Here is a 24,061-nt window from a genome sequence, read left to right as displayed (position 1 = left end):
CCGACCGTTTGGTCGGGCAGCCTTTCTCGTATCGTGGGCCCATGGATACTTCAATCGGTCAGCTTGGGGTGGTGACCTCAGCAGGTGCCGTTTCGAGGGTGCTGTTGCCCGGGGATGCAGGGCAGTCGCGTATCGACGACACCGTCACCGCTGCCCTCGCCACCCAACAGATCGCCGAGTATTTCGCCGGGGAGCGCAGGGCGTTCGACGTGCCACTGAACCTGGATGGCGTGACCGAGTTCCGGGCTGAGGTGCTGCGGGCGCTCATGGAGGTCCCGTACGGTGAGACGACGACGTATGGGGAGTTGGCTCGGGCGGTGGGCCGCCCCAAAGCAGTGCGCGCAGTGGGAAGCGCCTGTGCGACGAATCCGCTTCCGATCCTGATCCCGTGCCACCGCGTGCTGCGCAGCGATGGCGCGCTTGGGGGCTACCGTGGCGGGACAGAAGCAAAACGTTTCCTACTGGCATTGGAGAGCATTGATGTCTGACACGTTTGTGAAGCACGGCAGCGCGCCAGGAGCGGCGGCAGCCGAGGCCGCGTACCTGCGCTGGCTGCGTGAGGGCTCGGCTGCCGTCGTGGAGGTGTTGGACCTTGACGAGGAGGCGAACACGCTGACCATCGAGCGGGTCGACAGTGCCCGCCCCACCAAAGACGCAGCGAGACAGGCGGGACGCGAGTTGGCGGCCATCCACGCGATGGGTGCGGATGCGTTTGGTGCGCCGGCAGACGGCTGGGAGGGGCCGAACTTCATTGGCACCCGCGAGCAGGCCTGTCGGCCAGAGAAACGGTGGGCGGTGTTCTATACCGAGCAGCGCGTCCTGCCGTTCGCGGAAAATGCGGTGCGTGCGGGCAACCTGAACCGGGAAGGACTGGAGACGGTGCGGCGCGTCTGCGACGCACTGGTGCGGGAAGACGGGGAGGCTCCCTTGGCGCGCATTCATGGCGACCTGTGGACGGGCAACCTGCTGTTTTCGCCGGAAGGCCCGCGTTTTATCGACCCGGCCGCGCACGGCGGGCACCCGTTGACCGACTTCGCGATGCTGGAGCTGTTCGGAGCGCCGTACCTCGACGCGATCGTCGGCGGCTACATCGACGCCGGAGGCGAGCTCGGACAGGATTGGCAGCGGCGCATCGCGATCCACCAGATGCACCCGCTTGCGGTGCACGCCTGGACACACGGTCCGTCGTACGGATCGGCGCTGGTGCGGGCGGCAGAAGAGTCCTTGCGGGTTGTTGGGTAGCACACTATCCTGCAATGTAAGACATGTAATACATCGGGAGGTGTCGCATGAACATCGAGGAACGCCTACAGGCGCTGTTAGCGAGACAAGCCGACGGCACCACGGTGTCGATGCGCCAACTAAATCAGAAGACGCGTGCTGTGATCGACCGTGTTTCGAAGGAGGGGGTCACGTTGACCGTGACCGACAGGGGAGTGCCAATCGCGGAAATTCGTCCGGTGAGCCAGAAAACCGGACTAGATCGACTCGAGGAGCTTGGGCTGCTTGCGCAGAAGGGAAAAGTCTTCGAAGAAGGGTGGAGGCCCGCAGCGTCTGCAGTATCGCTTGAAGAGTGGCTGGAAGAAGAGCGCGGGGAAGATCGCTTAGAACGGGTGATGGCGGATCTGCAGGCTCTCGACTTGGCGCGTACCGAAAAGGGCGAAGGGTGATGACTGGGGTGGAGCCGCTTGCATATGTCGATGCATCTGTACTGATTGCCTCCTCGGGCAGGGAGGCGCATAGCGAGTGGGCTTTGTCTGTGCTCTGGGGAAAGGCTTTGGTGAGCTCGGCCATCGTGCGTGTGGAGTTAGCTCGTTTTGCGCATCGAATGGGCTACGGCGCCGAAGATTTGAGCGAATTGGAATCTAGAGTCTCGTTCCTCAGTATCGATGATCGCGTCATTGAGGCGGCAGTTGCAGTGAGTGGAGAAGCGAAAGCCTTGGACGCCCTGCATGTTGGGACTTGGGCAAGGATGCAATCACTAGGGCTGAACTGCCCATTCATTACGGCGGACCGGAAACAAGCAGCAGCTGCACTATCGGTAGGGGCGACGGTGGTTCACCCCTATGGTGGAGATCTGCTCTAGCTGCGCCACCAAGTGTCGGCAGGGCCCGGCGGCATGTGGCGCTTGTGCTGGCCGATGCGCCACAGGTGCTCGAGGCGCTTCTGGGCGTCGGCGGGGATGGTCTTGCCTTCGAGGTAGTCGTCGATGTGCGCGTAGGTGATGCCAAGCGCTTCCTCGTCGGGAAGGGCTGGGCGGTCCTCCTCCAGATCGGCGGTGGGCACCTTCTCCCACAGGCGCGGATCGGCGTCGAGGTGCTTGAGCATTGTCGCACCCTGGCGCTTGTTCAAGCCTGCCAGTGGGATGAGGTCGGCCGCGCCATCGCCGTGCTTGGTGAAAAACCCGGTGACGTTCTCCGCTGCGTGATCGGAGCCGATGACCAGCAGGCCACGCTCACCAGCGATGGCGTACTGGGCGATCATGCGCATACGTGCCTTGACGTTGCCTTTGTTGAAGTCGCCGAGTCCCTCCACACCGAGCGCGCCTGCGACGGCTCCGGACAGCGCGGTGGTGGCCGGCTCAATGTCCACGGTTACCGTCTCGTCCGGAGCGATGAACCGCAGCGCCAGTTGCGCGTCGTCCTCGTCGGCCTGCACGCCGTGGGGGAGACGGACAGCGACAAACTCGGCAGCCGAGCCAGCCTCGCGTCGCTTCACTACCGCGAGCTGGGCCAACTTGCCGGCGAGGGTGGAGTCCTGCCCGCCGGAAATGCCAAGCACGTAGCCTTTTGCGCCGGTGCGGTCGAGGTAATCGGCCAAGAATTGCACGCGGCGGTCGATCTCTGCGGCAGGGTCGATAACGGGGGACACGCCGAGTGCGGCGATGATCTCGGATTGCATAGCGCTCATCGTATATGGGAGGGGGATACGTGAGGGTTTTGATTCAGCGCGGGTGATGTGTAACATTTATCCCCGTGTTGCGACTCGGCAGTTCGCCGTGCGTCGCTAATTGCAGGTAATCCGAGCAGAAAGGAGCGCCCGATGAAGGTCCGCAAGTCGCTTCGGTCGCTGAAGAACAAGCCGGGCGCCCAGGTTGTGCGCCGCAACGGCAAGGTTTACGTGATCAACAAGAAGGATCCGCGCTTCAAGGCCCGTCAGGGTTAATTGTCGCGAGCAGGCGCCCCGTCACCGTGTGGTGGCGGGGTTTTTGCGTTCCCAAAAACAGGCGAAGTTCTAGGGCGGGATGAATCTATTTCGAGGAAATTACACCCGTGAAACAACAAAACTGTGTGTTGCGGATGAGCGTGCGGACTACATGTAGGTAATTCTGGGCACCTATCCTGGGAATATCACGCATGTAACTACTACATGTAGTAGCAGTTGCCCTTCTTTGCCCCAAGGTATAGTGTCTCTTGGTGTTGCCCCGCGGAGACGGGGACAGAAGAAAATCTCCCCAAAGAACCCGCAGAGAAGGAACCACAAGCGATGTCGATCACCGTTTACAGCAAGCCGGCGTGCATGCAGTGCAAGGCAACCGAGAAGGCGCTGAAGAAGGCCGGCCTTGAGTACACCACCGTCGACATTTCTGTGGACGAAGAGGCCCGCGATTACGTGATGGCCCTCGGCTATGTTCAGGCTCCGGTGGTTGAGGCTAACGGTGAGCACTGGTCCGGCTTCCGCCCGGAGCGCATCAAGGGTCTGCTCGCAGCGGCTTAAGCGTCGCGCGCATACCGACGCCATGAGGCGCACAACTGGCAGTAGCCTTCTGAAATCTGCACAAGAAAGGTAGTGGACATGCTGGTCGTCTACTTCTCCTCCGCCACTGAGAACACGAAGCGGTTTGTGGAGAAGCTCGGCCTTCCTGCGAAGCGGATCCCCCTGCGCAGAACCGATCCGGAACTCGTCGTCGACGAGCCATACATCCTCATCTGTCCCACTTACGGAGGTGGGGTGAGCGTGAGTGGTGGTAATTCCAGGCCGGTGCCGGCGCAAGTGATCCGCTTCATGAACAATGAGGGCAATCGCACCTTGATGCGGGGTGTGATCGCCGCCGGAAACTCTAACTTTGGTGCGGATTACTGCCTTGCTGGGCCGGTGATCGCTGACAAGTGTAAGGTCCCGTACTTATACAGGTTTGAGCTCATGGGCTCGGCCGAAGATGTCGCGCATGTGCGCAACCAACTGATTGAAAACGCTGAACGATTGGGTTTGCGTGGGGGACCGGAGGTCGTCGATACGCAAGCGCACGTGCAGCAGGCTCCGGATGAGTCGGAGCGATTGGCAAAACTGCGCGAAAAATACGCCGGTAAATACAAAAGAACTACGAACTGAAAGGCCTCGAAGTGTCTACTCTGCCCCTCGGTAAGAATGTCCCGGAGCCGGCTCATGAAAAGGACCAGCTGGATTACCACGCGTTGAACGCGCTGCTGAATCTTTATGACGAGAACGGTCAGATTCAGTTTGATAAAGACCGTGAGGCTGCGAACCAGTTCTTCCTGCAGCACGTGAACCAGAACACGGTCTACTTCCACGATCTGGAAGAGAAGATCGATTACCTGGTTACGAACAAGTACTACGAGCCGGACACGATTGAGAAGTACGCGTGGGAGTTTATTAAGGACACGTTCAAGCGCGCCTACTCTTACAAGTTCCGCTTCAAGTCGTTCCTCGGCGCGTACAAGTACTACACCTCCTACACGCTGAAGACCTTTGACGGCCGCCGCTACCTGGAGCGTTTCGAGGATCGCGTGGCTATGACGGCGCTGTTCCTCGCCGATGGCAACCAGGATCTTGCATTCGCGCTTGTCGACGAAATCATGACCGGCCGTTTCCAGCCCGCCACCCCAACCTTCCTCAACGCAGGTAAGGCACAGCGCGGCGAACTTGTGTCCTGCTTCCTGCTGCGTATCGAGGACAACATGGAGTCCATCGGCCGCGCCATCAACTCCTCGCTGCAGCTGTCCAAGCGTGGCGGCGGTGTGGCGCTGCTGCTGTCGAACATTCGCGAGTCCGGTGCGCCGATTAAACACATTGAGAACCAGTCTTCCGGCGTCATCCCTGTGATGAAGCTTCTGGAGGACGCATTCTCCTACGCCAACCAGCTCGGTGCCCGCCAGGGTGCAGGTGCTGTGTATCTGAACGCGCACCACCCGGACATCATGCGGTTCTTGGACACCAAGCGTGAGAACGCCGACGAGAAGATCCGCATTAAGACGCTGTCGTTGGGTGTTGTCATTCCGGACATCACCTTCGAGCTGGCTAAGCGTAACGACGATATGTACCTGTTCTCCCCGTACGACGTCGAACGCGTCTACGGCGTGCCGTTCGCAGACATTTCTGTGACGGAGAAGTACGAAGAGATGGTCGAGGACCCGCGCATCCGCAAGTCCAAGATCAACGCTCGTAACTTCTTCCAGACCTTGGCGGAGATCCAGTTCGAGTCCGGCTACCCGTACATCATGTACGAAGACACCGCGAACCGTGCGAACCCGGTGAAGACCGGCCGCATCAACATGTCCAACCTGTGCTCGGAGATCCTGCAGGTTAACTCTCCGTCGGTGCTGAACGAGGACCTGACTTACGCGGAAGTCGGCCACGACATCTCCTGCAACCTGGGCTCGCTGAATATCGCAATGGCGATGGATTCCGAGGACTTCGGCCGCACGGTCGAAACGGCAATCCGTGCGCTGACAGCCGTGGCGGACAAGACCTCCATCGAGTCGGTGCCGCCGGTGCGCGACGGCAACGAGTCCTCCCACGCCATTGGTCTGGGGCAGATGAACCTGCACGGATACCTCGGCCGCGAGCACATTGAGTACGGCTCCGAGGAAGGCCTGGACTTCACCAACGCCTACTTTGCCGCGGTGATGTACGAGTGCATCCGCGCATCCCACAAGATTGCAGTGGAGAAGGGCAGCGCATTCAAGGACTTTGACAAGTCCGAGTACGCAACCGGTGAGTTCTTCGACCGCTACGATCCGGCTGATTTCGCACCGAAGACTGACAAGGTCAGGGCACTGTTTGAAAAGTCCAACATTGCTGTGCCGACGGCGGAGCAGTGGGCGCAGCTCAAGGCCGACGTGGCGCGTGACGGCATCTACAACCGTTACCTGCAGGCTGTGCCGCCGACCGGTTCGATTTCCTACATCAACAACTCGACCTCGTCGATCCACCCGATCGCATCCAAGATCGAGATCCGTAAGGAAGGCAAGATCGGCCGCGTCTACTACCCGGCGCCGCACATGAACAACGAGAACATCGAATACTTCAAGGACGCGTACGAGATCGGCTACGAAAAGATCATCGATACGTATGCAGTTGCCACGAAGTATGTGGATCAGGGCCTGTCGCTCACCCTGTTCTTCAAGGACACGGTGACCACTCGCGACATCAACCGCGCACAGATCTACGCATGGCGCAAGGGCATTAAGACCCTGTACTACATCCGCCTGCGTCAGATGGCGTTGGAAGGCACCGAGGTCGACGGTTGCGTCTCCTGCATGCTCTAAGCATGCGGGGGCTCGGGGGATAGGGGGTCCCGCCCGTAAAGGGCGGGAGCTGGGGGTTAAATTTCCATGAACTCGTTGACACCGCGCAGGAGTCGTCGAGAAGCATCTTCTGCACGATCCGGATCGTTGTTGGCGATCGCGTCAGCGAGCTCGATGTGAATCTTCATGGTGTTCATCTCCGGATCGTCCGGCATGATGCCGTACTCGGAGCGCCCCTTCATCACATCCATGATCGGCTGGGTCAACTGGACAAACATTTCGTTGCGTGACGCGGTAAGCAGCAACGAGTGGAAGCGGGCGTCGGCCTCTTGGAACTCCTCAGAGTTACCGGCGACCTGACCGGCGAGCTCCACGATGCGCTCGGCGAGGGCGCACAGCTCGCGTGCTTCCGCAGGGGTGGCATTCGTCGCGGCGAGGCGCGCGGCGGACGGCTCGATTGCGTCGCGAAGTTCGCGCAGGGAAGTGATTTGGGCGTGCCGTTGTTCGTCGCTACGCAAACGCCAAGAAATGATTTGGTGGTCGAACACATTCCACTCGGACTGGGGGAGCACCTTCAAGCCCACGCGGCGTGACGACGACACCAACCCCAACTGCTCAAGCGCACGCATCGCCTCGCGCGCGACCGTGCGAGAGATACCGAAACGCTCGGACAGATCATGAAGGGTGAACGTGTTGCCTTCCGGCTGGACACCCGAGACGATCTCTTCCCCTAACACATCCAGGATGGACGAGAGTAGGGGTTGCGTGGGTGAGCGCTTGTCGCTCGAAGTCACAGTGCCCTCCTTCAGGCAGCTAATTGTGTGTAATTCGTCAGTATCTTAGGCCATTGAGACGCTCATTCAATGCAATTTCAAGCCCGATTTCTCTTATGGGGGTCTCGGGTAGGATGGTCGCCATGACTGACGAATACGCGAGTTACCTTGAGTCTCACACCAAACCGGTGAAGGCGATTAACTGGAACAATGTGCCCGACGACAAGGATCTCGAGGTTTGGGATCGCTTGACGGGTAATTTCTGGCTGCCGGAGAAGATTCCGGTGTCCAATGACATTCCGAGCTGGAACACGCTGACTGAGGATGAAAAGGCCGCGACCATGCGTGTGTTCACCGGCCTGACGCTCCTGGACACAATCCAGGGCACGGTTGGTGCGGTGTCGTTGCTTCCGGATGCTACGTCGATGCACGAAGAGGCAGTGTTGACCAACATTGCCTTCATGGAGTCGGTGCACGCGAAGTCCTACTCCAACATTTTTATGACGCTTGCGGATACCCCTTCTATTAATGAGGCATTCCGTTGGTCTGAGGAAAACGAGTACCTGCAGCGCAAGGCGAAGATCATCCTGTCCTACTACGAGGGCGATGATCCGCTGAAGCGCAAGGTTGCTTCCGTGATGCTGGAATCGTTCCTGTTCTACTCGGGCTTCTACCTGCCGCTGAACTGGTCGGTGCACTCGAAGCTGACCAACACGGCCGACATTATCCGTCTGATCATTCGCGACGAGGCCGTGCACGGCTACTACATCGGCTACAAGTATCAGCTCGGTGTGCGCAACGAGTCCGAAGAGCGGAAGGAAGAGCTTAAGGATTACGCCTTCGATCTGCTGTACGACCTGTACGAGAATGAGAATCAGTACACCGAGGATATTTACGACCCGCTCGGCTGGACGGAGGACGTGAAGCGCTTCCTTCGCTACAACGCGAATAAGGCGCTGAACAACCTTGGTTATGAGGGTTTGTTCCCGGCGGATGAGACGAAGGTTTCGCCGGCAATTCTGGCGTCGCTGTCGCCGAATGCCGATGAGAACCACGACTTCTTCTCTGGTTCGGGTTCCTCCTACGTTATTGGTCGTGCGGAGGATACCCAGGACGACGACTGGGACTTCTAGGCGCACTTTGCTTGTCGACGACGCCTCGCCACCCGGCGAGGCGTCTCCCATTTGCAGACAACGCAGCAGGGTTGCCTGCATGGGTTCACCCCGCAAGGGGGAACAGTATTCGGAGAGGCTGGAAAAACAGTGTGCAGAACGTTATGCTGATCCGGTATCACTCGTGGCAGCTGTGCGTGATTCGAGGCAATTCGGGTCAAGTGCAGTTGTCGAAATCAGGAGGATTCAATGACCGCTGTGGCACCTAGGCTGGACAATCACGTCCCGCCGACACGCCCCGAGCCGACGGGCCATGCCCGCAAGGGTTCGCAATTTTATAAGCAACTCATCACGACCGACCACAAAGACCTCGGCATCATGTACATCATCATGTCGTTCGTGTGGTTCTTCGTGGCTGGCCTGATGGCCCTGCTGATTCGTCTGGAGCTCTTCAGCCCAGGCCTGCAGTTCCTGTCCAACGAGCAGTTCAACCAGCTGTTCACCATGCACGGCACCGTGATGCTTCTGGCATTCGGTACCCCAATCGTTTGGGGTTTTGCTAACTACGTTCTGCCGCTGCAGATCGGCGCCCCTGATGTGGCCTTCCCGCGTCTGAACGCATTCGGCTTCTGGGTCACCACCGTTGGTGTTATCGCCATGCTGGCCGGCTTCGTTACCCCGGGTGGCGCTGCTGACTTCGGCTGGACGATGTACATGCCGCTGGCTGACGCAACGCACACGCCGTCCGTTTCCGCCAACCTCTGGATTGTCGGTGTAGGCGCTACCGGTGTGGGCACCATTGCTTCCGCCGTGAACATGCTCACCACTGTGCTGACCATGCGTGCGCCGGGTATGACCATGTTCCGTATGCCGGTGTTCACCTGGACGGTGTTTGTTACCTCGATCATCGCGCTGATGATCTTCCCGCTGCTGACCGCAGCTGCAATGGGTGTGCTCTTCGACCGTCTCATCGGCGGCCACATCTACGACACCGCTAACGGCGGCACGATCCTGTGGCAGCACCTGTTCTGGTTCTTCGGCCACCCTGAGGTGTACGTCCTCGCACTGCCGTTCTTCGGCCTGGTGTCCGAGATCGTCCCGGTGTTCTCCCGTAAGCCGATCTTCGGCTACATCGGCCTGGTCTTCGCAACCCTGGCTATTGCAGGTCTGTCCATGGCTGTGTGGGCACACCACATGTTCGCCACCGGCGCTGTCCTGCTTCCGTTCTTCTCGTTCATGACCTTCCTGATTTCGGTTCCGACCGGTGTGAAGTTCTTCAACTGGCTCGGCACCATGTGGAACGGTCACCTGACGTTCGAGACCCCGATGCTGTGGGCAACGGGCTTCCTGTTCACCTTCCTCTTCGGTGGTCTGACCGGCATTATGCTGGCTGCTCCGCCGTTGGACTTCCAGCTGCACGACTCCTACTTCGTGGTTGCGCACTTCCACTACACCCTGTTTGGTACCGTGGTGTTCGCTTCCACCGCTGGCGTGTACTTCTGGTTCCCGAAGATGACCGGCCGCATGCTGGACGAGAAGCTGGGCAAGATTCACTTCTGGCTCGTTGTTATCGGCTTCAACCTGACCTTCATGGTTCAGCACTGGCTGGGCAACATGGGTATGCCGCGTCGTTACGCTGACTACCTCGACACCGATGGCTTCACCCTCCTGAACCAGGTGTCCACTGTTGGCTCCTTCATCCTGGGTATCGGCTTCCTGCCGTTCATCTGGAACGTGTTCAAGTCCTGGCGCTACGGCGAGATCGTCACCGTCGACGATCCGTGGGGCTACGGCAACTCCCTCGAGTGGGCAACCTCCTGCCCGCCGCCGCGCCATAACTTCACCTCCCTGCCGCGTATCCGCTCCGAGCGTCCTGCGTTCGAGCTGCACTACCCGCACATGGTGGAGACCCTGCGTCGTGAGGCCCACACTGGCCACCGCGAGGCATAACACCCCAGCCAAGTAGCAACGGACTACTGGCCTCCTGAACTCAGCCCCCGCTTCGGCGGGGGCTTTGTTGTGCCCACTACCCTGAACCAGGATGAATGCCGAGACAACCGAAATCACAAGCGCATACGAGCTGCTGCGGGAACGCGTCGCAGATGACTACCGCCAACGCAGCGAGGATCCAAACGACCCATCGACAGTGCAGGCGATGCAACTCGCCATCAATCTGCCCAAGCAGGATCCGCCCAGCCGCAACGCGGTGCTTGTTTGCGCCGCCCGCGCCGTCGTCGCCGTATGCCTCGACTCTCGTGCGGGCATCGATGGCTTCTGGCGCGACGGGGTAGAGCAGTGGTATTCACACCGCATCCGTAAGGTTGCCCGGAGGGCACGGAACAAGGCTTGGGATGACGTGCAGGCGTTACCTGGGGTGACAGTGGGATCGGTACGCGCGTTTGTTCCGTCTGCTGTAGGGGATGTGCCACATGCGATAGCCAAGTTGCAGATCAAGGGCACAGAACTCGAGGAGGGCGAAGACCTGCCGCTCGTCGAGGGTGCTCCGTTGATCGCAGTGGACAGTTCGCTTGCGATGTCCGCGGGCAAGGCGGCCGCACAGGTAGGACACGCCTCAATGTTGCTTGCTGCGGCGCAGGACCTCGAGTGGGTGCTGGACTGGGCCGAGCAGGGGTTCCCGCTAAACGTGCGTGAAGTGTCTGCTGATCAGTTCCGTGAGTACTGCGATCGGCCAGGTGCGGTCGCGGTGCGAGACGCGGGCTACACGGAGGTCGCGCCCGGTTCCACCACCGTGGTGGCTATCCCTTAGCCACCAACCTCTTCAACGCGCCGCGAACGACCTCGGGGTCGGTGGTATCCCAGAAGGCGGGGAGGCTGCGGCGGATAAACGAGCCGTAGCGCTTCGTCACTAAGCGATTGTCCAGCACTGCCACGACCCCGCGGTCATTGACGGAGCGCAGCAAGCGGCCGGCACCTTGCGCCATGAGCAGCGCCGCGTGGGTGGCGGAGACCTCCATGAAGCCCGACCGGCCGGCGGCATCGGCGGCGTTCGCTCGGGCCTGCAACAGGGGATCGTCGGGGCGGGGGAAGGGGATGCGATCGATGATGACCAGCGAGCACGAGCTCCCTGGAACGTCGACGCCCTGCCACAACGTCAGTGTGCCGAACAGACATGAGTTCTCTGACTTGGCAAAACTATCAACCAGTACACCGGTGGAGTCCTCGCCCTGCAACAAGATGTCGAAGGGGAGGCGGGCCCGCATGGCTTCGGCGGCCTGTTCGGCGGCTCGTCGAGAAGAAAACAGTGCCAGGGTGCGACCACCGGCGGCGGTGATAAGGTCCGCGATCTCATCGAGCGTTTCCTTCGCAAGCCCATCGCGGCCCGGGGTGGGCAGGTGCTTCGCGGTGTAGAGGATGCCCGACTTGGCGGGGTCGAACGGGGTGCCAGCGTCGAGCGAGTCCCAGGTGCCCTTCGGCAAGCCCCAGGCGCTGGCCATGGCGTTGAAGTTGCCGCCGACCGTCAACGTGGCAGAGGTAAGCACCACGGTGCGCTCCCCGAAAAGCCGTTCGTGGAGCAGCCCCGAGACCGACAGGGGCGCGACGGAGACGGAATCGCCGTGGCGGTCGGAGCGGGTGAGCCACACAACGTCGGTGTGCTTGGCCGGATCCGGCTCGTCGAACACACCGAGGATGCGCACGATCGCGTCGTGGAGATCCTCCAAGTGGTTGGTCAGGTTGCCACGCTCCGCAAACTTCTCCGGATCGTTCTGGGCCTCACCCTCGGGCGGTTCGCCGATGGACTGGCGGGTCTTCCACAACGCGTCGCGCAGAGCGACAAAACCACCACGTGCCGGGTCGGAAATGGTTTCCCACCGGCCGGGGGCTTCGAGGTCGATGGCGGCAGTGAAGTCGTCGATAACGTCCTCGAGTGTTTCGCGTTTCGCGCCAAGCTTGTCGGCACGGCGAGCTGCCATGGCGAGTGCGCGTGCGGAAATCTCCGCGGTAGCGACCGAGGTGATGCGTCCGTCGAGTTCGTGGGCCTCGTCGATAATCACAGCATCGTGCTGGGGGAGCACGTCCACATCGGCGAGGGCATCGATAGCCAGTAGTGCGTGGTTGGTGACCACGATGTCCACGTCCTTGGTGCGCTCCCGGGCGATCTCCGCGAAGCAGTCCTGGCCGTGCGGACAACGCGTCGCCCCCAAGCACTCACGGGAGGTCACCGAAACTTGGCGCCACGCCTGATCTGGCACACCAGGAACCAGATCGTCGCGGTCACCGGTCGGGGTGTCCTGTGCCCACTCGGCGACGCGCTTGACGTGTTTGCCCAGCCAGGTCAGATCCTCTTCCTCGATGAGGGTGTCGCTGGGGTCCTCCGCAAGCACCTTGTGCAAACAGACGTAGTTGTTACGGCCCTTTTGGATGGCAAAGGTTGGTCGCTGGGGCAGGAGAGGCTCAAGCGCGTCGGCAAGGCGCGGCAGGTCACGGTCGACCAGTTGGCGCTGCAGCGCGATCGTCGCAGTGGAGACCACAACGGTTGTGTCGTGCATCTGTGCATAACGGAGCGCAGGAACCAGGTACGCCAGGGACTTACCCGTACCAGTGCCTGCCTGAACGGCAAGGTGACGTTCGGAATCCAACGCACGAGTGACCGCGTCGGCCATCTTGACCTGGCCAGGCCGGCGCGAGCCGCCGAGCGACTCGATGGCAGCCGAAAGCAACTCACCTGTGCTGTGCGAAAGCGGTTCGTCTGCCACGGCCTACTCGGTGGGCTCCGGAAACCCGATAAAACGGGTCGGGATGGCAACCTCGCCGCGCGACAGAGCGAGGCCCTCCCAGGGCAGGGTGGTGCGTGCTTCGGCGTGCAGCTTTCGGCTGTCCTCGATGCTTGGCTGGTTGTCCAGGACCTCACCGTCGCGGATCATCGGCACGGTCAGCTCGCGGTAGTCCAGGTTCGGCTTGCGGGGGATTTCGGCGCCCATCGGGTGGATAATCTCGCCCACCGCAACGCCGGAGGAGCGGTACGCGCGAAGCGCAGACTTGCCGCCGCCGTAGGTGACCTTGCCGGAAGAACGCTTGGCCACGGGGTGGCCTTCGACCTCGACGAGCTTGTAGACCAGGCCAGCCGTAGGCGCGCCGGAGCCTGTCACCACAGAGGTGCCGACGCCGAAGCCATCGACTGGGTCGCCGCGCAGACCTGCGATGGCGAACTCATCCAAGTCGGAGGAGACGATGATCTTGGTGTTGAACGCACCTGCCTCGTCGAGTTGCTTGCGCACGCGGCGTGAGACGATGCCGAGATCACCAGAATCGATACGCACCGCGCCGAGTTCGGTGCCAGCAACCTCGAGCGCGTTGTCCACGCCCTTGGTGATGTCAAAGGTATCCACCAGCAGCGTGGTGTCCTTACCTAGGGACTTAATCTGGCCGGCAAAGGCGGCCTTTTCATCGGGCTGGCCGTTCTCGTCGACATGCAGCAGCGTCCACGAGTGGGCGGCAGTACCGGACGCCGGGATGCCGTGGCGTAGCGACGCCTCCATGTTGGAAGTTGCGTCAAAACCCGCGATGTAGGTCGCACGTGCAGCCGAAACGGCAGCCTCTTCGTGGGTACGGCGCGAACCCATCTCGATAATCGGCCGGCCGTCTGCCGCGGAGACCATACGCGACGCGGCGGAGGCAATCGCGGAGTCGGCATTCAGGATGGACAGGATGACAGTTTCCAAGATGACGCACTCGGCGAACGTGCCGCGCACCGTCATGATTGGGGAGTACGGGAAGTACAGATCGCCCTCCCGGTAGCCGTCCACCTGGCCGGAGAAGCGGAAGTTGCGGAGATATTCGCGTGCTGCATCGGAAAGGAAATCGGCGGTTGCGATCTGCTCTTCGGTGAAGCGGAAGCGGGTAATTGCGTCGAGGGCACGCGCGGTACCTGCGACGACGCCGTAGCGGCGCTCGTTGGGCATGCGGCGGCCAAAGACTTCGAAAACACACTCGCGTTCGGCTGTGCCATCTTGGATGGCGGCGTCGAGCATGGTGAGCTCGTACATGTCGGTTAAAAACGCGGTAGAGGGCAGCGGTTGGTTCATGGTGTGCAAGCGTACCCTCCCGTCCCCTCCCGTCCGACGGGGTAAGGTGGTTCACATGTTTGCTTCAGCTCGCAACGCTGCCGAACCGGCGCATATGAGTTCGCCGATGGCTACCCCGGAGCTCGACGAGGCCGTCGATGTCGAGGTGGCCACGAGCGAGAACCTGCCATGGTTGTGCATTGTGTGGGACGACCCGGTGAACCTGATGAGTTATGTCACCTATGTGTTCCAGACGGTGCTGGGCTACGACCGCAAGCGCGCCCAGGAGCTGATGATGCAGGTCCACACTGAGGGCAAGGCTGTGGTCTCTTCTGGCGAGAAGGACAAGGTAGAAACCGACGTGAAGAAACTGCATACCGCCGGTCTGTGGGCGACGATGCAGCAGGCAGGGTAGGGGAGACGAATGCAGCCTTGGCGTAAGAAGAAGGGGTTGATGCGTTCAACCCCGAAGTACACGACCACGTTTGATCCGATGGAGCGTGAGGTCATTGGGGATCTCACGGCGACGGTGTCGGAGGCGTTGATTGCACGTGCGCAGTCGGCTCCGAAGGATGAGTTCGCGGAGATGATGGGGGTTTCCACCGGGCACACGGAGGCGCCACAGGATCCGAAGTTGGCTCGTTTGTTGCCCGACTTTGAGCGTGAGGGCGACGAGGAGTTCGAGGGCGACAACGGTTTGTTGCGCAGCTTGCATGAAAACGACATCATTCGTGCGAAGTTGATCAATCTGCAGGTGGTCAACGAGGCGCTCGGCCCCACTGGTGGCGTTGAGGTCACCATCGAGGAAGAAGACGCGCACAAGTTCATCGCTGCGGTCAACGACATGCGCCTCTACATTTCCGCTGACACTTCGGGTGGCGAGGGCGCTCAGCAGGAGCGCGCGATGCTCGTGGAGTGGCTCGCGTACTGTCAGGATTCTTTGCTCGACGCATTGATGGGCTAGCTCGAGCGCATGCGTATCGACGACCCCTTGGCCCGCATCGGCCACATCTCACTCGCGGACACTGGCGTGACCGCGATCCTCGCACCGCACGAGGCGGGCATGGTTGCCGCCGTCGACGTGCGCGGCGGTGGCCCTGGTACTCGTGAGACTGACTTGCTCGAGCCGCACAATACGGTTGAGCGCGTCCACGCGATCATGCTGTGCGGTGGGTCTGCGTTTGGGCTTGCTGCCGCCGATGGAGCGATGGCCGAGCTGGAACGCCGCGGTTGGGGCTTTCCGGTGTTCGGCGAAGACATGCCGGGCCCCCGGGTGCCGATCGTGCCTGCGGCGGTGATCTTCGACCTTGTCGTCGGCGACCCGGCACACCGCCCCACTGCGGCCGATGGTGCAGCCGCGATCACCGCCACCTTCGACGGTGGTGCAGGAGCGACCGGCAGTGTCGGTGCTGGCTGTGGCGCAACCGCTGGCGTGCTGCGGGGTGGGTTTGGCCAGGCCACGGTGAGCACGATGAGCACGGACGGCTACACGGTTGAGGCGTATGTGGTTGCCAATCCGGTTGGGATGGTCGTCGATAAGCACACCGGGCTCCTCTACGGCGATGGCGCGAAACCCGCGGTGGACCTGGAGCGGTTTAACGCGCTTGAGCGCCCCACACCGAAACTGAACACCACGATCGGTGTGATTGCCACGAATGCGCCGCTCACAAAGCCACAACTCAAGCGCGTGGCAATGACCGGACACGACGGCATCGCGCGAGCCATTCGCCCCGCGCACTCGCCACTCGACGGCGACACGTTGTTCGCAGTGTCCACCGCTCAACCTGGTGCGCAGCCGGTCAGCGATGTTGAAGCTTTCGGACGCATCGGAGAAGCCGGCGCCCAAGCAGTGCAGGCTGCAATCGTGGACGCTGTAGTAAACGCAACCGGTGACTTTGGTATCACCGCCTGGCGCGACATCGCACGCGCCTAGCGCAGGCAGCTAAGCTGCACCACGATGAACAATAACAACCACCACACCCCTGAAGGCTGGGGCTACGGACGCACCGAACAGCCCGGCTACGGCAAGCCGTTCCAGCGTCCGTTCTCCCACCCAGAGACCCAACCGCCCGCGTTCGGCGGCATGCCTGCGCCGGGTGTGCCACACAACCCCTATGCCAACCAGCGTCAGCCGTACGGCCAGCCGGGCATGGGGTTGCAGGGACAGGGTTACCCGGCGAGCAGGTCGCTCAAACGCAGGCAGCAGCGCAAATCCGGGCTGCGCTTTGCAGGTGGCTTCCTGGCCCTGATTTGGGCTGTGTTTATTCTCCAGCTCTTCTTCCCGTGGCTGCAGGGCTTTGGCATACACCCGCTGGACATCAACGGTCTGCCGATGATTTTCACCTCGCCGCTGCTGCACGCGAATCTGGAACACATCATTTCCAACTCGCTGCCGGGTGCGCTGTTTGCCTACCTCATCGGTTACTCCGGCAAGCGCGTGTTTTGGGAGGTGACAACGTTCGTTCTGCTCATCGGCGGACTCGGCACCTGGGTGTTCGGCGGTATTGGCACGAACCACATTGGTGCATCCGGCCTGGTGTATGGCTGGTTGGCGTACCTGTTGGTGCGTGGCTTTTTCAACCGCTCGATTGGTCAGATTCTTACCGGCTTAATCCTCGGCTTCTTCTACTCCGGTTTGATTTGGGGTGTGCTGCCGGGCACTGAGGGTGTCAGTTGGCAGGCGCACCTCTTCGGCGCGATCGGTGGCATTGTCGCCGGCATGATCATCACGTCTGACGATCCGCCGGAGCTCGCCGCGAAAAAGCATGCGAAGAAGCAGGCGAAGGCTGCGGAAAAGCAGGCGCGCAGGTGAGTAACCAGGTAAGCAACCAGGTAAGTAACAACGCGCCGATTGGGTTGTTCGACTCCGGTGTCGGCGGGCTGACCGTGGCGCGTGCGGTGATGGATCAGTTGCCGGGCGAATCCTTGATTTATATCGGCGATACCGCCAATAGCCCGTACGGTCCGCAGCCGATCGCGGATGTGCGCGCTCATTCGCAGCGCATTGCTGACGATCTGGTGGAACGTGGCTGCAAGATGCTTGTCATTGCGTGTAACACCGCCACCGCCGCGTTTCTCCATGATGCCCGCGAGCGCTACAACATCCCTGTCCTCGAAGTGATCCAGCCTGCAGTACGCCGTGCGATGGCGACCACCCGAAACAACAAGATCGGCGTCATTGGCACCGAAGGCACCGTCACCTCTGGTGCGTACCAGGACTTCTTCGCGGTCAACCCGAATGTGGATGTCACCGCTGTTGCCTGCCCTGATTTCGTCCCCCTCGTGGAGCAGGGCGTGACCTCCGGCAAGCATGTGCTCGAGGTCGCCCGCGGCTATGTGGAGCCGCTGCGCGAAGCAGGCGTGGACACGCTTGTGCTCGGCTGTACGCACTATCCGCTGCTTTCCGGCGTGATCCAGCTTGCCGTTGGCGATGATGTCACGCTCGTGTCCTCAGCGGAGGAAACCTCGAAGGATGTGTTGCGCGTGCTCACGGAGAGCGATTTGCTTAGCGACGACACCACCGCCCCAATCCGCATCTTCGAATCCACCGGAGATCCTGGCACATTCGATGAGCTCGCCCGCCGATTCCTCGGCCCTCAGGTGCATGCGGTGGGCAACAGACTGTAAAACTCGCCGTGCGCTTCGGCGATCCAGTGTGAAATTAGGGCGCATTCATGGCACAGTGTTTCCATGAAGTTGACCATCCTTGGGTGCTCCGGAAGCCTTGCCGCGCCGGGGAACCCCGCCTCCTCCTACGTCATTTCGGTGCCGGGTGAAACCGATGTGGTGATGGACTTTGGTCCGGGGGCGCTCGCCGCGATGCAGGAACGGTTCGATCCTGCTGCGGCCCACGTGATCTTCAGCCACCTGCACGCTGATCATTGCTCGGATTTCCCGTCGCTGTTGGTGTGGCGCCGATACCACCCGGAGGCACCGGCGAAGCAGCGCCACCGCCTTATCGGGCCTTCATACGCGGTTGAGCACTTTGGCCGCATGAGTGCCGATGGTCCGGATGATGTCGACGATTGCACCGACACGTTCGAGTTCACCACCTGGCGCACCCGCGAGCCGGAGACGTTGAGTGGTCTGACGGTCACGCCGTTTGAAGTGATCCACCCGGCCCAGGAGTCGCATGCGCTGCGCGTGGAGGACGCTGACGGCAAGGTGCTGACGTTCTCGGGAGACTCGAGCTACACGCCGTCGCTTATCGACGCCGCCCGTGGCGCCGACCTGTTCCTCTGCGAAGCAGCCTGGGGTGCGTCGTCGGAAGGCAAAGCCGAAGGCATGCACATGTCTGGCAAGGAGGCGGGACGCCTCGCCCGCGAAGCCGGGGTGAAGACGCTGGTGCTGGTGCACATTCAACCGTGGACTGACCCGCACAGTGTGCTTGAGGCAGCCCGTACTGAGTTTGATGGCGAGATTCTGCTGGGGCAGGCCGGCGCCGTCTACGAGGTGTAAGGGTCGGGCCTTACTGCGTTACCCCTTTTAAGGGGTGGAAGGTGACCTAGGGGGTCGGGTGCGCTAAATTGGCCACCACAACGACCGGTTCCGCTAGGCTACATCTTGAGTAGTCAGTCCAGGGCCGGTTTTCAAAATCTTGGGGGTAGGGGATCGTGGTATCCACGAAACCGTTTCAGAACTATGAAGACTTGCTCACGCTATTGGGCGAACGGGGGATGCGAATTGCAGATCTTGCGTCTGCGGAAGAGTCGCTGCGAAACATCGGTTATTACCGTTTGAGCGGATACTGGTACCCGTTTAGAGAGCCATTCCCGAATCAACAAAAACTTCACGGATACGAACTCACACGCAAGAATGAATTCCGTGAGGGAACGAATTTCGACGACATCATTCGACTCGTGAGGTTCGATACCCGATTGCGTAAGGCAGCCTTGAGTGCGTTGGAGCCCGTGGAGATTTGGCTCCGTAACGCCATTGCACACACGATTGGTAGCGTGCACCCGCTGCTTCATCTTCATCTTGACGACCCGTCAATGCTTGACCTGCAGATGCAGCCTCCCATTAAGGAACCGAACCAGGTAGAGCGGTATGCAAAGTGGTTGGACCGCTTTGACGCATCTATTGGTTACTCCAAAGAGGATTTCGTACACCACTACCGGGATCGCAACGAAGATCTTCCAATTTGGGCTGCAGTGCAGACCTTCGAATGGGGAACGCTGCACAATCTGTACGATCTGCTTCCAAAGTGGATGCGCGAGCAGATCGCTGCTGATACCGGGCTCACGTTCAAGGAGCTCGGGTCATGGCAGCGATCGCTGGCTTATTTGCGAAATACGTGTGCACATTACGCGAGACTGTATAACCGTGTAGACGATGCACCGCTTGTGCCAAGAAAACCAAGTTCCACACTCAGCTGGATTCGGGCGTATCCGGAATCGTTGCGAGACCGGACATTCTTCAAATTGTCCATGTTGCAGTACCTGCACGGTGTGATCGAAGGAGAGCCACATTTCGGGCTCACCAAAATTGCTCACGAATTCCTGATGGCCAATTTCCCGGGACACGATCTTTCGACGCACTCACACTCGTTGCCCATCCTCACCGCAATGGGGTGCCCTCCGAACGTGATTAATAAATCGCCTTGGGTCTAGTTGGCTTGCAGGGACGCGACGCCCGCCTGCGTTACGCTTGGGGCTATGACTGATTTTTCGCGTTTTGACGGTCGCGCCGTCGACGAGCTTCGCCCTGTCCGTATCACTCGCGGTTTTACTTCGAACCCTGCTGGCAGCGTGCTGGTGGAGTTCGGTAACACCCGCGTGATGTGCACCGCTTCGGTGGAGGAGGGCGTTCCCCGTTTTAAGAAGGATTCCGGCGAAGGCTGGCTGACCGCCGAGTACTCCATGCTTCCTTCCGCGACGCACGAGCGTATGCCGCGTGAATCGATGCGTGGCAAGGTAAAGGGCCGCACGCACGAGATTTCGCGCCTGGTGGGTCGTTCCCTGCGCGCTGCGGTGGATCTTTCTGAACTCGGTGAGAACACCATCCAGCTCGACTGCGACGTGCTCCAGGCCGACGGTGGTACCCGTACCGCGTCGATCACTGGCGCGTACGTGGCACTTGCGGACGCGATCGCTGTGCTCAAGGAGCGCGGCGTGGTGCCGGGTGAGCCGCTGCTGAAGCCGGTAGCGGCGATCTCTGCTGGCATCATCGACGGCCACGTCTGCCTTGACCTGCCGTACGAGGAGGACTCCCGCGCGGAGGTGGACCTCAACGTGGTGATGCAGGAGGGTGGCAACTTCGTCGAGATCCAGGGCACCGGCGAGCACGGCCTGTTCGGCCGCGAGCAGCTCGGCGAGATGCTCGACGTGGCAGCCAAGGGCTGTGAGGAGCTTTTCGCAGCCCAGAAGGCGGCGTTGGGATGGTAAGAGTCCTCGTCGCTTCCCGTAACCCGGGCAAGGTCCGCGAACTCGACCAGGTGCTGCGCGAGCTGGCCATCGAGGGAGTGGAGCTTGTGTCGCTTGATAACGCCCCCGCCTACCCCGACCCTGTCGAGGACGGCCTGTCCTTTGAGGAAAACGCAGTGCTGAAGGCCCGGGCTGGTGCTGCCGCGACTGGTCTTCCGTGCGTCGCTGACGACTCCGGCCTAAGCGTCGAAGCCCTCAACGGCATGCCGGGCATCCTGTCCGCTCGCTGGTCCGGTAACTACGGCGACGACGCTGGTAACAACGCTCTGCTGCTCAAGCAGATGGAGGATATTAACCAGCGCCGCGCAGCGTTTGTGTCCTGCTGCGCGCTTGCCACCCCAGAAGGCGACGTGCACGTCGCGGAGGGACGCTGGGAAGGGGAACTGCTTCGCGAGCCCCGCGGCGACAACGGTTTCGGCTACGACCCGCTCTTCGCGCCGGATGACGCGCCGGGGCGTTCCTCGGCGGAACTGACCTCGGAGGAGAAGAACGCACGGTCCCACAGGGGCAAGGCGTTGCGGGAGTTGGCAAAGCACATCGCAGCGCTGGAGTGACGAATTTCGTTACAGTGGCGGTATGAAGAAAACAATCGCATTCGCAGCAACTGTTCTCGCTTCCAGCGCGCTTCTGACCGCGTGCGGGCAGGACGGTGACTTCGACGGCACCTGGTCGGGCGACGTCACCGCAACCCAGGAGGGGACCGGTGGTGGTCATGCCACCGTGACCATTGACGGTAAGGATTGCTCCTGGGAGCTGACCGAAACCGACGGTGAGACTAACGAAGCGAACTGCCTGCGCGACGATAAAGAGTTCAAGCTGGAAGATCCGCTGACGCACCAGGATCTGGAGTACGACGCTGAGCGTGCTGGCGACACGTTGACGCTGTCGCCACAAAACGATCAGGCAGAAAAGGTCGGCGTCATGGTGCTAACAAAAACCGACGACGAATAAGTTTCGCCGCCGGTTTCATCCCCCGAAGTTCCAGTTCGCCGGCGTTAGGCGAGCTGGAACTTTTCTTTAACTTCCTTGCGGCGCTTCTCTTCCACAAAGAAGGACATAAACGGCACAACGCCGGAGATAGCGGTTGCCACCCAGGTGCCGCCGGACCAGCGGGCCTTGGAGCCGAGATTCAGCGACGTCATCAAGAATGCGACGAAAGCAAAGCCGTGTACGCGCGCGACCCAGGACAAGTAGTCGACGTTCATGTCGAAGCCGTACTGCATGATCATGCGGGCAATCAGTAGAAGCAGCAGGACGCCGGTGACCCACGCCGCGATGGAGAACCACAGCAATGCCTGCTTGACGCGGCGCTGGCGCTCCGGGTGGATGCGCTCTGGCTGTGCTGCTGGCTGAGTTTGCTCGGTCATGCGTGTTCACCTTTACCTTCCGGGTGGGTTTCGCGGCGCGGTGCCACAAGTTTGTTGTATTCGTCGACGTCGATCTCCGGACGTGCGGGCAGGAAGTCCTCGTCGATTTCCGTGACGGGCTTGTGCTTGCCGTAGCGGGCGAGATCGGCCTCGTACAGGTCATCCATGGTCAGTCCTGCGTTCTCGGCGTCAATCTTGTCGTTTTCCATGCGCATACCTACGCGGTAGGCGTAGATGAAGAACAGTGCGAAGCATGGCCACTGCAGGGCGTAGCCCAGGTTCTGGAGAGTGCCGGTGCCGGATTGGTAGCGTTCCCACTGCCACCGGGCGAGCAGCAGGCACGTCACTGCGGCTGCGATGAGGAGCAGGATGTGCCACCATCGCACGCGGAGACGCTCACGCTGCGGAATCGGGGTGGTCCCGTCCGCGTCCGTGTGTTCCAACTTTTCGCTCACGAGTGGTGATCTTACCCGGTAAAACCATGGTGCCAAACTAAAGTTTGATACCGCGGTTTCTGTGGATGGGGGCGCGGCGTGTAATATCCGTTCTCGACGCGCCCGTGGCGGAATTGGCAGACGCGCTGGATTTAGGTTCCAGTGCCTTATGGCGTGAGAGTTCAAGTCTCTCCGGGCGCACCAGAACAAAACGCAGGTCAAACTACATAACCACCCGCAAATCAGGGGCTTGTGGCTGCAATTTGGCTACATCCGAAAAAAGATCACCCATACGCGCAGCCACCTCATCAAGATCCCCATCGAACAACTCCGCATACGTATCGAGCGTCAATGCCGCCGACTTATGGCCGAGCTGACGCTGCACCGTCTTCACAGACGCCCCCGACTGCACCATCAGCGACGCCGCAACATGCCGCAAACCGTGGAACGTAATCCGCTCCGGCAGCTCGCCACGCGCCACAAGACGGTTCACCGCCTGGGCGAAAAAATCATGCTTGCCAAGCGAGCCCCACAACCCACCGTTCGCCTTCGTGAAAATGAACTCGTCCGCTGCCAACCCCTCCGCAAGCGCGACCAGATCATCCATCACAAACCGCGGCACCGCAATCACCCGCGCCTCATGCCCCTTCAACGGCCCGACACTGATCTCCCCGCCGGAATCCTTCACCGCCCGCTGCAGTCGGATGCGTGACTGCTCCACCATGAGGTCTCGTGGCTGAATGCCCACCGTTTCGCCCCATCGGGTGCCGCACGTCGCCGCCAGCGCCACCGCCGTCTTCATCTGGGAGCACTCATCTACCAGGGTCCACACTTGCTCCGGCGTGTAGTACACCTTCTTAGCCTCGGGCTTGCGTGGCAGTTTCACCCCGCGGGCAGGGTTGACCATCAGCGCACCGTCTTCCACCGCCAGGTCAAGAATGCCGGCGAGAATGCCGAAAGCGCGCCGGGTTGTCGACGGTGTGGCCTTGTGCTCACCAAGCCACGCTTGCACCTCGGACTTACGTATCGATCCCACCCGCCTGTGTCCCCACACCGGCTCGACATGGTTCCTCCAGGACGGCTTCATCACCGCCAAGCTGCCAGGCTCAAGGTGCTGCTTCGACGCCCACCAGGCAGGCCAGAGATCAGCCACGGTGGTGTTACCCCGGTTGGGGTCGATCCAGCTTCCGTCCGCAACGGAGACCGCGTTTTTGTCTGCCCAGGTTTGGGCGTCTGATTTGCGGGTGAAGCCGCGTTTGGAGCGGACCTTGCCGGCGGGGTCGCGGTACTGCACCCGCCACTTTTTGCCGGATTTTGTGGTGTATGGCGAGACACTTGCCATGCTGATAGTCTCCTAATCGGTTCAACGGGAAAACCGCCACCCCCGGGCGGGTTGGACCACCCCCCCCAAATAAGGCGCCCCAGCGTCGAAGCTCCCC

The 24,061-nt window shown here is 61.0% G+C and carries 28 protein-coding genes and 1 tRNA gene; 22 read left to right on the top strand and 7 right to left on the bottom strand.

Annotation, left to right across the window (positions count from 1 at the left end; all coding sequences use genetic code 11):
* The first annotated feature begins 41 nt into the window (after positions 1-41).
* The 4 genes from HMPREF3120_RS05605 to HMPREF3120_RS05590 are packed head-to-tail and all read left to right on the top strand — an operon-like array spanning position 42 to position 2,086.
* Entirely contained in the window at positions 42-488 is a 447-nt protein-coding gene (locus HMPREF3120_RS05605) for a methylated-DNA--[protein]-cysteine S-methyltransferase (RefSeq protein WP_070422603.1), read from the top strand.
* Positions 481-1,242 (top strand): fructosamine kinase family protein, encoded by a 762-nt coding sequence (locus HMPREF3120_RS05600; RefSeq protein WP_070451238.1) that lies wholly within the window; start codon positions 481-483, stop codon positions 1,240-1,242. Before HMPREF3120_RS05605 ends, HMPREF3120_RS05600 begins: the two co-directional genes overlap by 8 nt.
* Positions 1,243-1,289: 47 nt before the next feature.
* On the top strand, positions 1,290-1,670 hold the full coding sequence (locus HMPREF3120_RS05595) for a type II toxin-antitoxin system prevent-host-death family antitoxin (protein ID WP_070422601.1): 381 nt from the start codon (positions 1,290-1,292) through the stop codon (positions 1,668-1,670).
* Positions 1,670-2,086: a type II toxin-antitoxin system VapC family toxin gene (locus tag HMPREF3120_RS05590; RefSeq protein WP_070422600.1), complete on the top strand. Its 417-nt coding sequence runs from the start codon at positions 1,670-1,672 to the stop codon at positions 2,084-2,086. Before HMPREF3120_RS05595 ends, HMPREF3120_RS05590 begins: the two co-directional genes overlap by 1 nt.
* Here the strand turns inward: HMPREF3120_RS05590 and nadE are convergent.
* Entirely contained in the window at positions 2,083-2,910 is an 828-nt protein-coding gene (nadE, locus tag HMPREF3120_RS05585; RefSeq protein ID WP_070422599.1) for an ammonia-dependent NAD(+) synthetase, read from the bottom strand. The two genes, HMPREF3120_RS05590 and nadE, sit on opposite strands and share 4 nt — an antisense overlap.
* Before the next feature lie 132 nt (positions 2,911-3,042).
* Here nadE and ykgO point away from each other — a divergent pair, with 132 nt between their 5' ends.
* The 4 genes from ykgO (at position 3,043) to nrdE (ending at position 6,509) form a co-directional block, all read left to right on the top strand.
* Positions 3,043-3,165, top strand: a complete 123-nt coding sequence (ykgO, locus tag HMPREF3120_RS05580) for a type B 50S ribosomal protein L36 (protein ID WP_038612879.1) — start codon at positions 3,043-3,045, stop codon at positions 3,163-3,165.
* 321 nt (positions 3,166-3,486) lie between these two features.
* Complete coding sequence (gene nrdH / locus HMPREF3120_RS05575) at positions 3,487-3,717, top strand: glutaredoxin-like protein NrdH (protein WP_070422598.1); 231 nt, start codon at positions 3,487-3,489, stop codon at positions 3,715-3,717.
* A 78-nt stretch (positions 3,718-3,795) separates the two neighbouring features.
* Positions 3,796-4,332 (top strand): class Ib ribonucleoside-diphosphate reductase assembly flavoprotein NrdI, encoded by a 537-nt coding sequence (gene nrdI, locus HMPREF3120_RS05570; RefSeq protein WP_083279447.1) that lies wholly within the window; start codon positions 3,796-3,798, stop codon positions 4,330-4,332.
* An 11-nt stretch (positions 4,333-4,343) separates the two neighbouring features.
* Positions 4,344-6,509, top strand: coding sequence for a class 1b ribonucleoside-diphosphate reductase subunit alpha (gene nrdE / locus HMPREF3120_RS05565; RefSeq protein ID WP_083284793.1), 2,166 nt, complete (start codon positions 4,344-4,346; stop codon positions 6,507-6,509).
* Positions 6,510-6,565: 56 nt separating this feature from the next.
* On the opposite strand, the gene HMPREF3120_RS05560 is transcribed toward nrdE, so the two are convergent.
* Complete coding sequence (locus HMPREF3120_RS05560; protein WP_070422597.1) at positions 6,566-7,282, bottom strand: FadR/GntR family transcriptional regulator; 717 nt, start codon at positions 7,280-7,282, stop codon at positions 6,566-6,568.
* A 122-nt stretch (positions 7,283-7,404) separates the two neighbouring features.
* Between HMPREF3120_RS05560 and nrdF the strand changes: the two genes are divergently transcribed.
* The 3 genes from nrdF (at position 7,405) to HMPREF3120_RS05545 (ending at position 11,140) form a co-directional block, all read left to right on the top strand.
* Positions 7,405-8,394 carry a class 1b ribonucleoside-diphosphate reductase subunit beta gene (nrdF, locus tag HMPREF3120_RS05555; RefSeq protein ID WP_186806827.1) on the top strand — a complete coding sequence of 330 codons (990 nt, stop codon included), beginning with the start codon at positions 7,405-7,407 and terminating at the stop codon, positions 8,392-8,394.
* 228 nt (positions 8,395-8,622) lie between these two features.
* Positions 8,623-10,323 (top strand): aa3-type cytochrome oxidase subunit I, encoded by a 1,701-nt coding sequence (gene ctaD, locus HMPREF3120_RS05550; protein WP_070422595.1) that lies wholly within the window; start codon positions 8,623-8,625, stop codon positions 10,321-10,323.
* 91 nt (positions 10,324-10,414) lie between these two features.
* Complete coding sequence (locus HMPREF3120_RS05545; RefSeq protein WP_070422594.1) at positions 10,415-11,140, top strand: peptidyl-tRNA hydrolase; 726 nt, start codon at positions 10,415-10,417, stop codon at positions 11,138-11,140.
* Here the strand turns inward: HMPREF3120_RS05545 and HMPREF3120_RS05540 are convergent.
* Together HMPREF3120_RS05540 and HMPREF3120_RS05535 are read right to left on the bottom strand one after the other, a co-directional pair.
* Complete coding sequence (locus HMPREF3120_RS05540) at positions 11,130-13,088, bottom strand: ATP-dependent DNA helicase (RefSeq protein WP_070451236.1); 1,959 nt, start codon at positions 13,086-13,088, stop codon at positions 11,130-11,132. The two genes, HMPREF3120_RS05545 and HMPREF3120_RS05540, sit on opposite strands and share 11 nt — an antisense overlap.
* 3 nt (positions 13,089-13,091) lie before the next feature.
* Positions 13,092-14,417 (bottom strand): nicotinate phosphoribosyltransferase, encoded by a 1,326-nt coding sequence (locus HMPREF3120_RS05535; protein WP_070422592.1) that lies wholly within the window; start codon positions 14,415-14,417, stop codon positions 13,092-13,094.
* Positions 14,418-14,511: 94 nt separating this feature from the next.
* Between HMPREF3120_RS05535 and clpS the strand changes: the two genes are divergently transcribed.
* The 10 genes from clpS to HMPREF3120_RS05485 all read left to right on the top strand — a co-directional run bounded on the left by clpS (position 14,512) and on the right by HMPREF3120_RS05485 (position 21,772).
* On the top strand, positions 14,512-14,811 hold the full coding sequence (clpS, locus tag HMPREF3120_RS05530; protein WP_070422616.1) for an ATP-dependent Clp protease adapter ClpS: 300 nt from the start codon (positions 14,512-14,514) through the stop codon (positions 14,809-14,811).
* 9 nt (positions 14,812-14,820) lie between these two features.
* A complete protein-coding gene (locus HMPREF3120_RS05525; protein WP_070422591.1) occupies positions 14,821-15,360 on the top strand; it encodes a DUF2017 domain-containing protein in 540 nt (179 codons plus the stop codon).
* 9 nt (positions 15,361-15,369) lie between these two features.
* Entirely contained in the window at positions 15,370-16,329 is a 960-nt protein-coding gene (locus HMPREF3120_RS05520; protein ID WP_070451234.1) for a P1 family peptidase, read from the top strand.
* A 216-nt stretch (positions 16,330-16,545) separates the two neighbouring features.
* Complete coding sequence (locus HMPREF3120_RS05515; protein ID WP_070451271.1) at positions 16,546-17,208, top strand: rhomboid family intramembrane serine protease; 663 nt, start codon at positions 16,546-16,548, stop codon at positions 17,206-17,208.
* The gene (murI, locus tag HMPREF3120_RS05510; RefSeq protein ID WP_070451231.1) at positions 17,205-18,023 is read left to right on the top strand and encodes a glutamate racemase; all 819 of its coding nucleotides are present in this window, start codon (positions 17,205-17,207) and stop codon (positions 18,021-18,023) included. Before HMPREF3120_RS05515 ends, murI begins: the two co-directional genes overlap by 4 nt.
* Before the next feature lie 63 nt (positions 18,024-18,086).
* Positions 18,087-18,854: an MBL fold metallo-hydrolase gene (locus HMPREF3120_RS05505; RefSeq protein ID WP_070451229.1), complete on the top strand. Its 768-nt coding sequence runs from the start codon at positions 18,087-18,089 to the stop codon at positions 18,852-18,854.
* A 155-nt stretch (positions 18,855-19,009) separates the two neighbouring features.
* The gene (locus tag HMPREF3120_RS05500; RefSeq protein ID WP_070451227.1) at positions 19,010-20,008 is read left to right on the top strand and encodes an Abi family protein; all 999 of its coding nucleotides are present in this window, start codon (positions 19,010-19,012) and stop codon (positions 20,006-20,008) included.
* A 45-nt stretch (positions 20,009-20,053) separates the two neighbouring features.
* A complete protein-coding gene (gene rph, locus HMPREF3120_RS05495; protein ID WP_070422586.1) occupies positions 20,054-20,782 on the top strand; it encodes a ribonuclease PH in 729 nt (242 codons plus the stop codon).
* Positions 20,776-21,375 (top strand): RdgB/HAM1 family non-canonical purine NTP pyrophosphatase, encoded by a 600-nt coding sequence (gene rdgB / locus HMPREF3120_RS05490; RefSeq protein WP_070451226.1) that lies wholly within the window; start codon positions 20,776-20,778, stop codon positions 21,373-21,375. Before rph ends, rdgB begins: the two co-directional genes overlap by 7 nt.
* Before the next feature lie 22 nt (positions 21,376-21,397).
* Entirely contained in the window at positions 21,398-21,772 is a 375-nt protein-coding gene (locus HMPREF3120_RS05485; protein WP_070451224.1) for a hypothetical protein, read from the top strand.
* Positions 21,773-21,816: 44 nt separating this feature from the next.
* Here HMPREF3120_RS05485 and HMPREF3120_RS05480 read toward each other — a convergent pair whose 3' ends face one another.
* Together HMPREF3120_RS05480 and HMPREF3120_RS05475 are read right to left on the bottom strand one after the other, a co-directional pair.
* A complete protein-coding gene (locus HMPREF3120_RS05480; RefSeq protein WP_070451222.1) occupies positions 21,817-22,188 on the bottom strand; it encodes a DUF3817 domain-containing protein in 372 nt (123 codons plus the stop codon).
* Complete coding sequence (locus tag HMPREF3120_RS05475) at positions 22,185-22,643, bottom strand: hypothetical protein (protein WP_224213568.1); 459 nt, start codon at positions 22,641-22,643, stop codon at positions 22,185-22,187. The genes HMPREF3120_RS05480 and HMPREF3120_RS05475 overlap by 4 nt, the downstream gene beginning before the upstream one ends.
* 98 nt (positions 22,644-22,741) lie before the next feature.
* Between HMPREF3120_RS05475 and HMPREF3120_RS05470 the strand changes: the two genes are divergently transcribed.
* A tRNA-Leu gene (locus tag HMPREF3120_RS05470) sits at positions 22,742-22,826 on the top strand.
* Between the two features lie 19 nt (positions 22,827-22,845).
* Here the strand turns inward: HMPREF3120_RS05470 and HMPREF3120_RS05465 are convergent.
* Positions 22,846-23,964 carry a tyrosine-type recombinase/integrase gene (locus HMPREF3120_RS05465; RefSeq protein WP_070451220.1) on the bottom strand — a complete coding sequence of 373 codons (1,119 nt, stop codon included), beginning with the start codon at positions 23,962-23,964 and terminating at the stop codon, positions 22,846-22,848.
* Positions 23,965-24,061: the final 97 nt, after the last annotated feature.

The sequence above is a fragment of the Corynebacterium sp. HMSC11D10 genome, from assembly GCF_001806995.1.
Classification (GTDB): Bacteria; Actinomycetota; Actinomycetes; order Mycobacteriales; family Mycobacteriaceae; genus Corynebacterium; species Corynebacterium coyleae.
Note: the sequence above shows the minus strand (reverse complement) of the source record. Positions and strands in the feature narration are given on the sequence as shown.

Coding starts and splice junctions, on each gene's coding strand:
- HMPREF3120_RS05545 (WP_070422594.1), top strand. CDS start 10,415: ATGAATGCCGAGACAACCGAAATCACAAGCGCATACGAGCTGCTGCGG.
- HMPREF3120_RS05525 (WP_070422591.1), top strand. CDS start 14,821: ATGCAGCCTTGGCGTAAGAAGAAGGGGTTGATGCGTTCAACCCCGAAG.
- nrdF (WP_186806827.1), top strand. CDS start 7,405: ATGACTGACGAATACGCGAGTTACCTTGAGTCTCACACCAAACCGGTG.
- HMPREF3120_RS05480 (WP_070451222.1), bottom strand. CDS start 22,188: ATGACCGAGCAAACTCAGCCAGCAGCACAGCCAGAGCGCATCCACCCG.
- rdgB (WP_070451226.1), top strand. CDS start 20,776: ATGGTAAGAGTCCTCGTCGCTTCCCGTAACCCGGGCAAGGTCCGCGAA.
- HMPREF3120_RS05505 (WP_070451229.1), top strand. CDS start 18,087: ATGAAGTTGACCATCCTTGGGTGCTCCGGAAGCCTTGCCGCGCCGGGG.
- nrdH (WP_070422598.1), top strand. CDS start 3,487: ATGTCGATCACCGTTTACAGCAAGCCGGCGTGCATGCAGTGCAAGGCA.
- HMPREF3120_RS05605 (WP_070422603.1), top strand. CDS start 42: ATGGATACTTCAATCGGTCAGCTTGGGGTGGTGACCTCAGCAGGTGCC.
- HMPREF3120_RS05535 (WP_070422592.1), bottom strand. CDS start 14,417: ATGAACCAACCGCTGCCCTCTACCGCGTTTTTAACCGACATGTACGAG.
- HMPREF3120_RS05600 (WP_070451238.1), top strand. CDS start 481: ATGTCTGACACGTTTGTGAAGCACGGCAGCGCGCCAGGAGCGGCGGCA.
- HMPREF3120_RS05590 (WP_070422600.1), top strand. CDS start 1,670: ATGACTGGGGTGGAGCCGCTTGCATATGTCGATGCATCTGTACTGATT.
- nrdI (WP_083279447.1), top strand. CDS start 3,796: ATGCTGGTCGTCTACTTCTCCTCCGCCACTGAGAACACGAAGCGGTTT.
- HMPREF3120_RS05520 (WP_070451234.1), top strand. CDS start 15,370: ATGCGTATCGACGACCCCTTGGCCCGCATCGGCCACATCTCACTCGCG.
- HMPREF3120_RS05595 (WP_070422601.1), top strand. CDS start 1,290: ATGAACATCGAGGAACGCCTACAGGCGCTGTTAGCGAGACAAGCCGAC.
- ykgO (WP_038612879.1), top strand. CDS start 3,043: ATGAAGGTCCGCAAGTCGCTTCGGTCGCTGAAGAACAAGCCGGGCGCC.
- HMPREF3120_RS05465 (WP_070451220.1), bottom strand. CDS start 23,964: ATGGCAAGTGTCTCGCCATACACCACAAAATCCGGCAAAAAGTGGCGG.
- HMPREF3120_RS05515 (WP_070451271.1), top strand. CDS start 16,546: ATGGGGTTGCAGGGACAGGGTTACCCGGCGAGCAGGTCGCTCAAACGC.
- ctaD (WP_070422595.1), top strand. CDS start 8,623: ATGACCGCTGTGGCACCTAGGCTGGACAATCACGTCCCGCCGACACGC.
- rph (WP_070422586.1), top strand. CDS start 20,054: ATGACTGATTTTTCGCGTTTTGACGGTCGCGCCGTCGACGAGCTTCGC.
- clpS (WP_070422616.1), top strand. CDS start 14,512: ATGAGTTCGCCGATGGCTACCCCGGAGCTCGACGAGGCCGTCGATGTC.
- nadE (WP_070422599.1), bottom strand. CDS start 2,910: ATGAGCGCTATGCAATCCGAGATCATCGCCGCACTCGGCGTGTCCCCC.
- HMPREF3120_RS05485 (WP_070451224.1), top strand. CDS start 21,398: ATGAAGAAAACAATCGCATTCGCAGCAACTGTTCTCGCTTCCAGCGCG.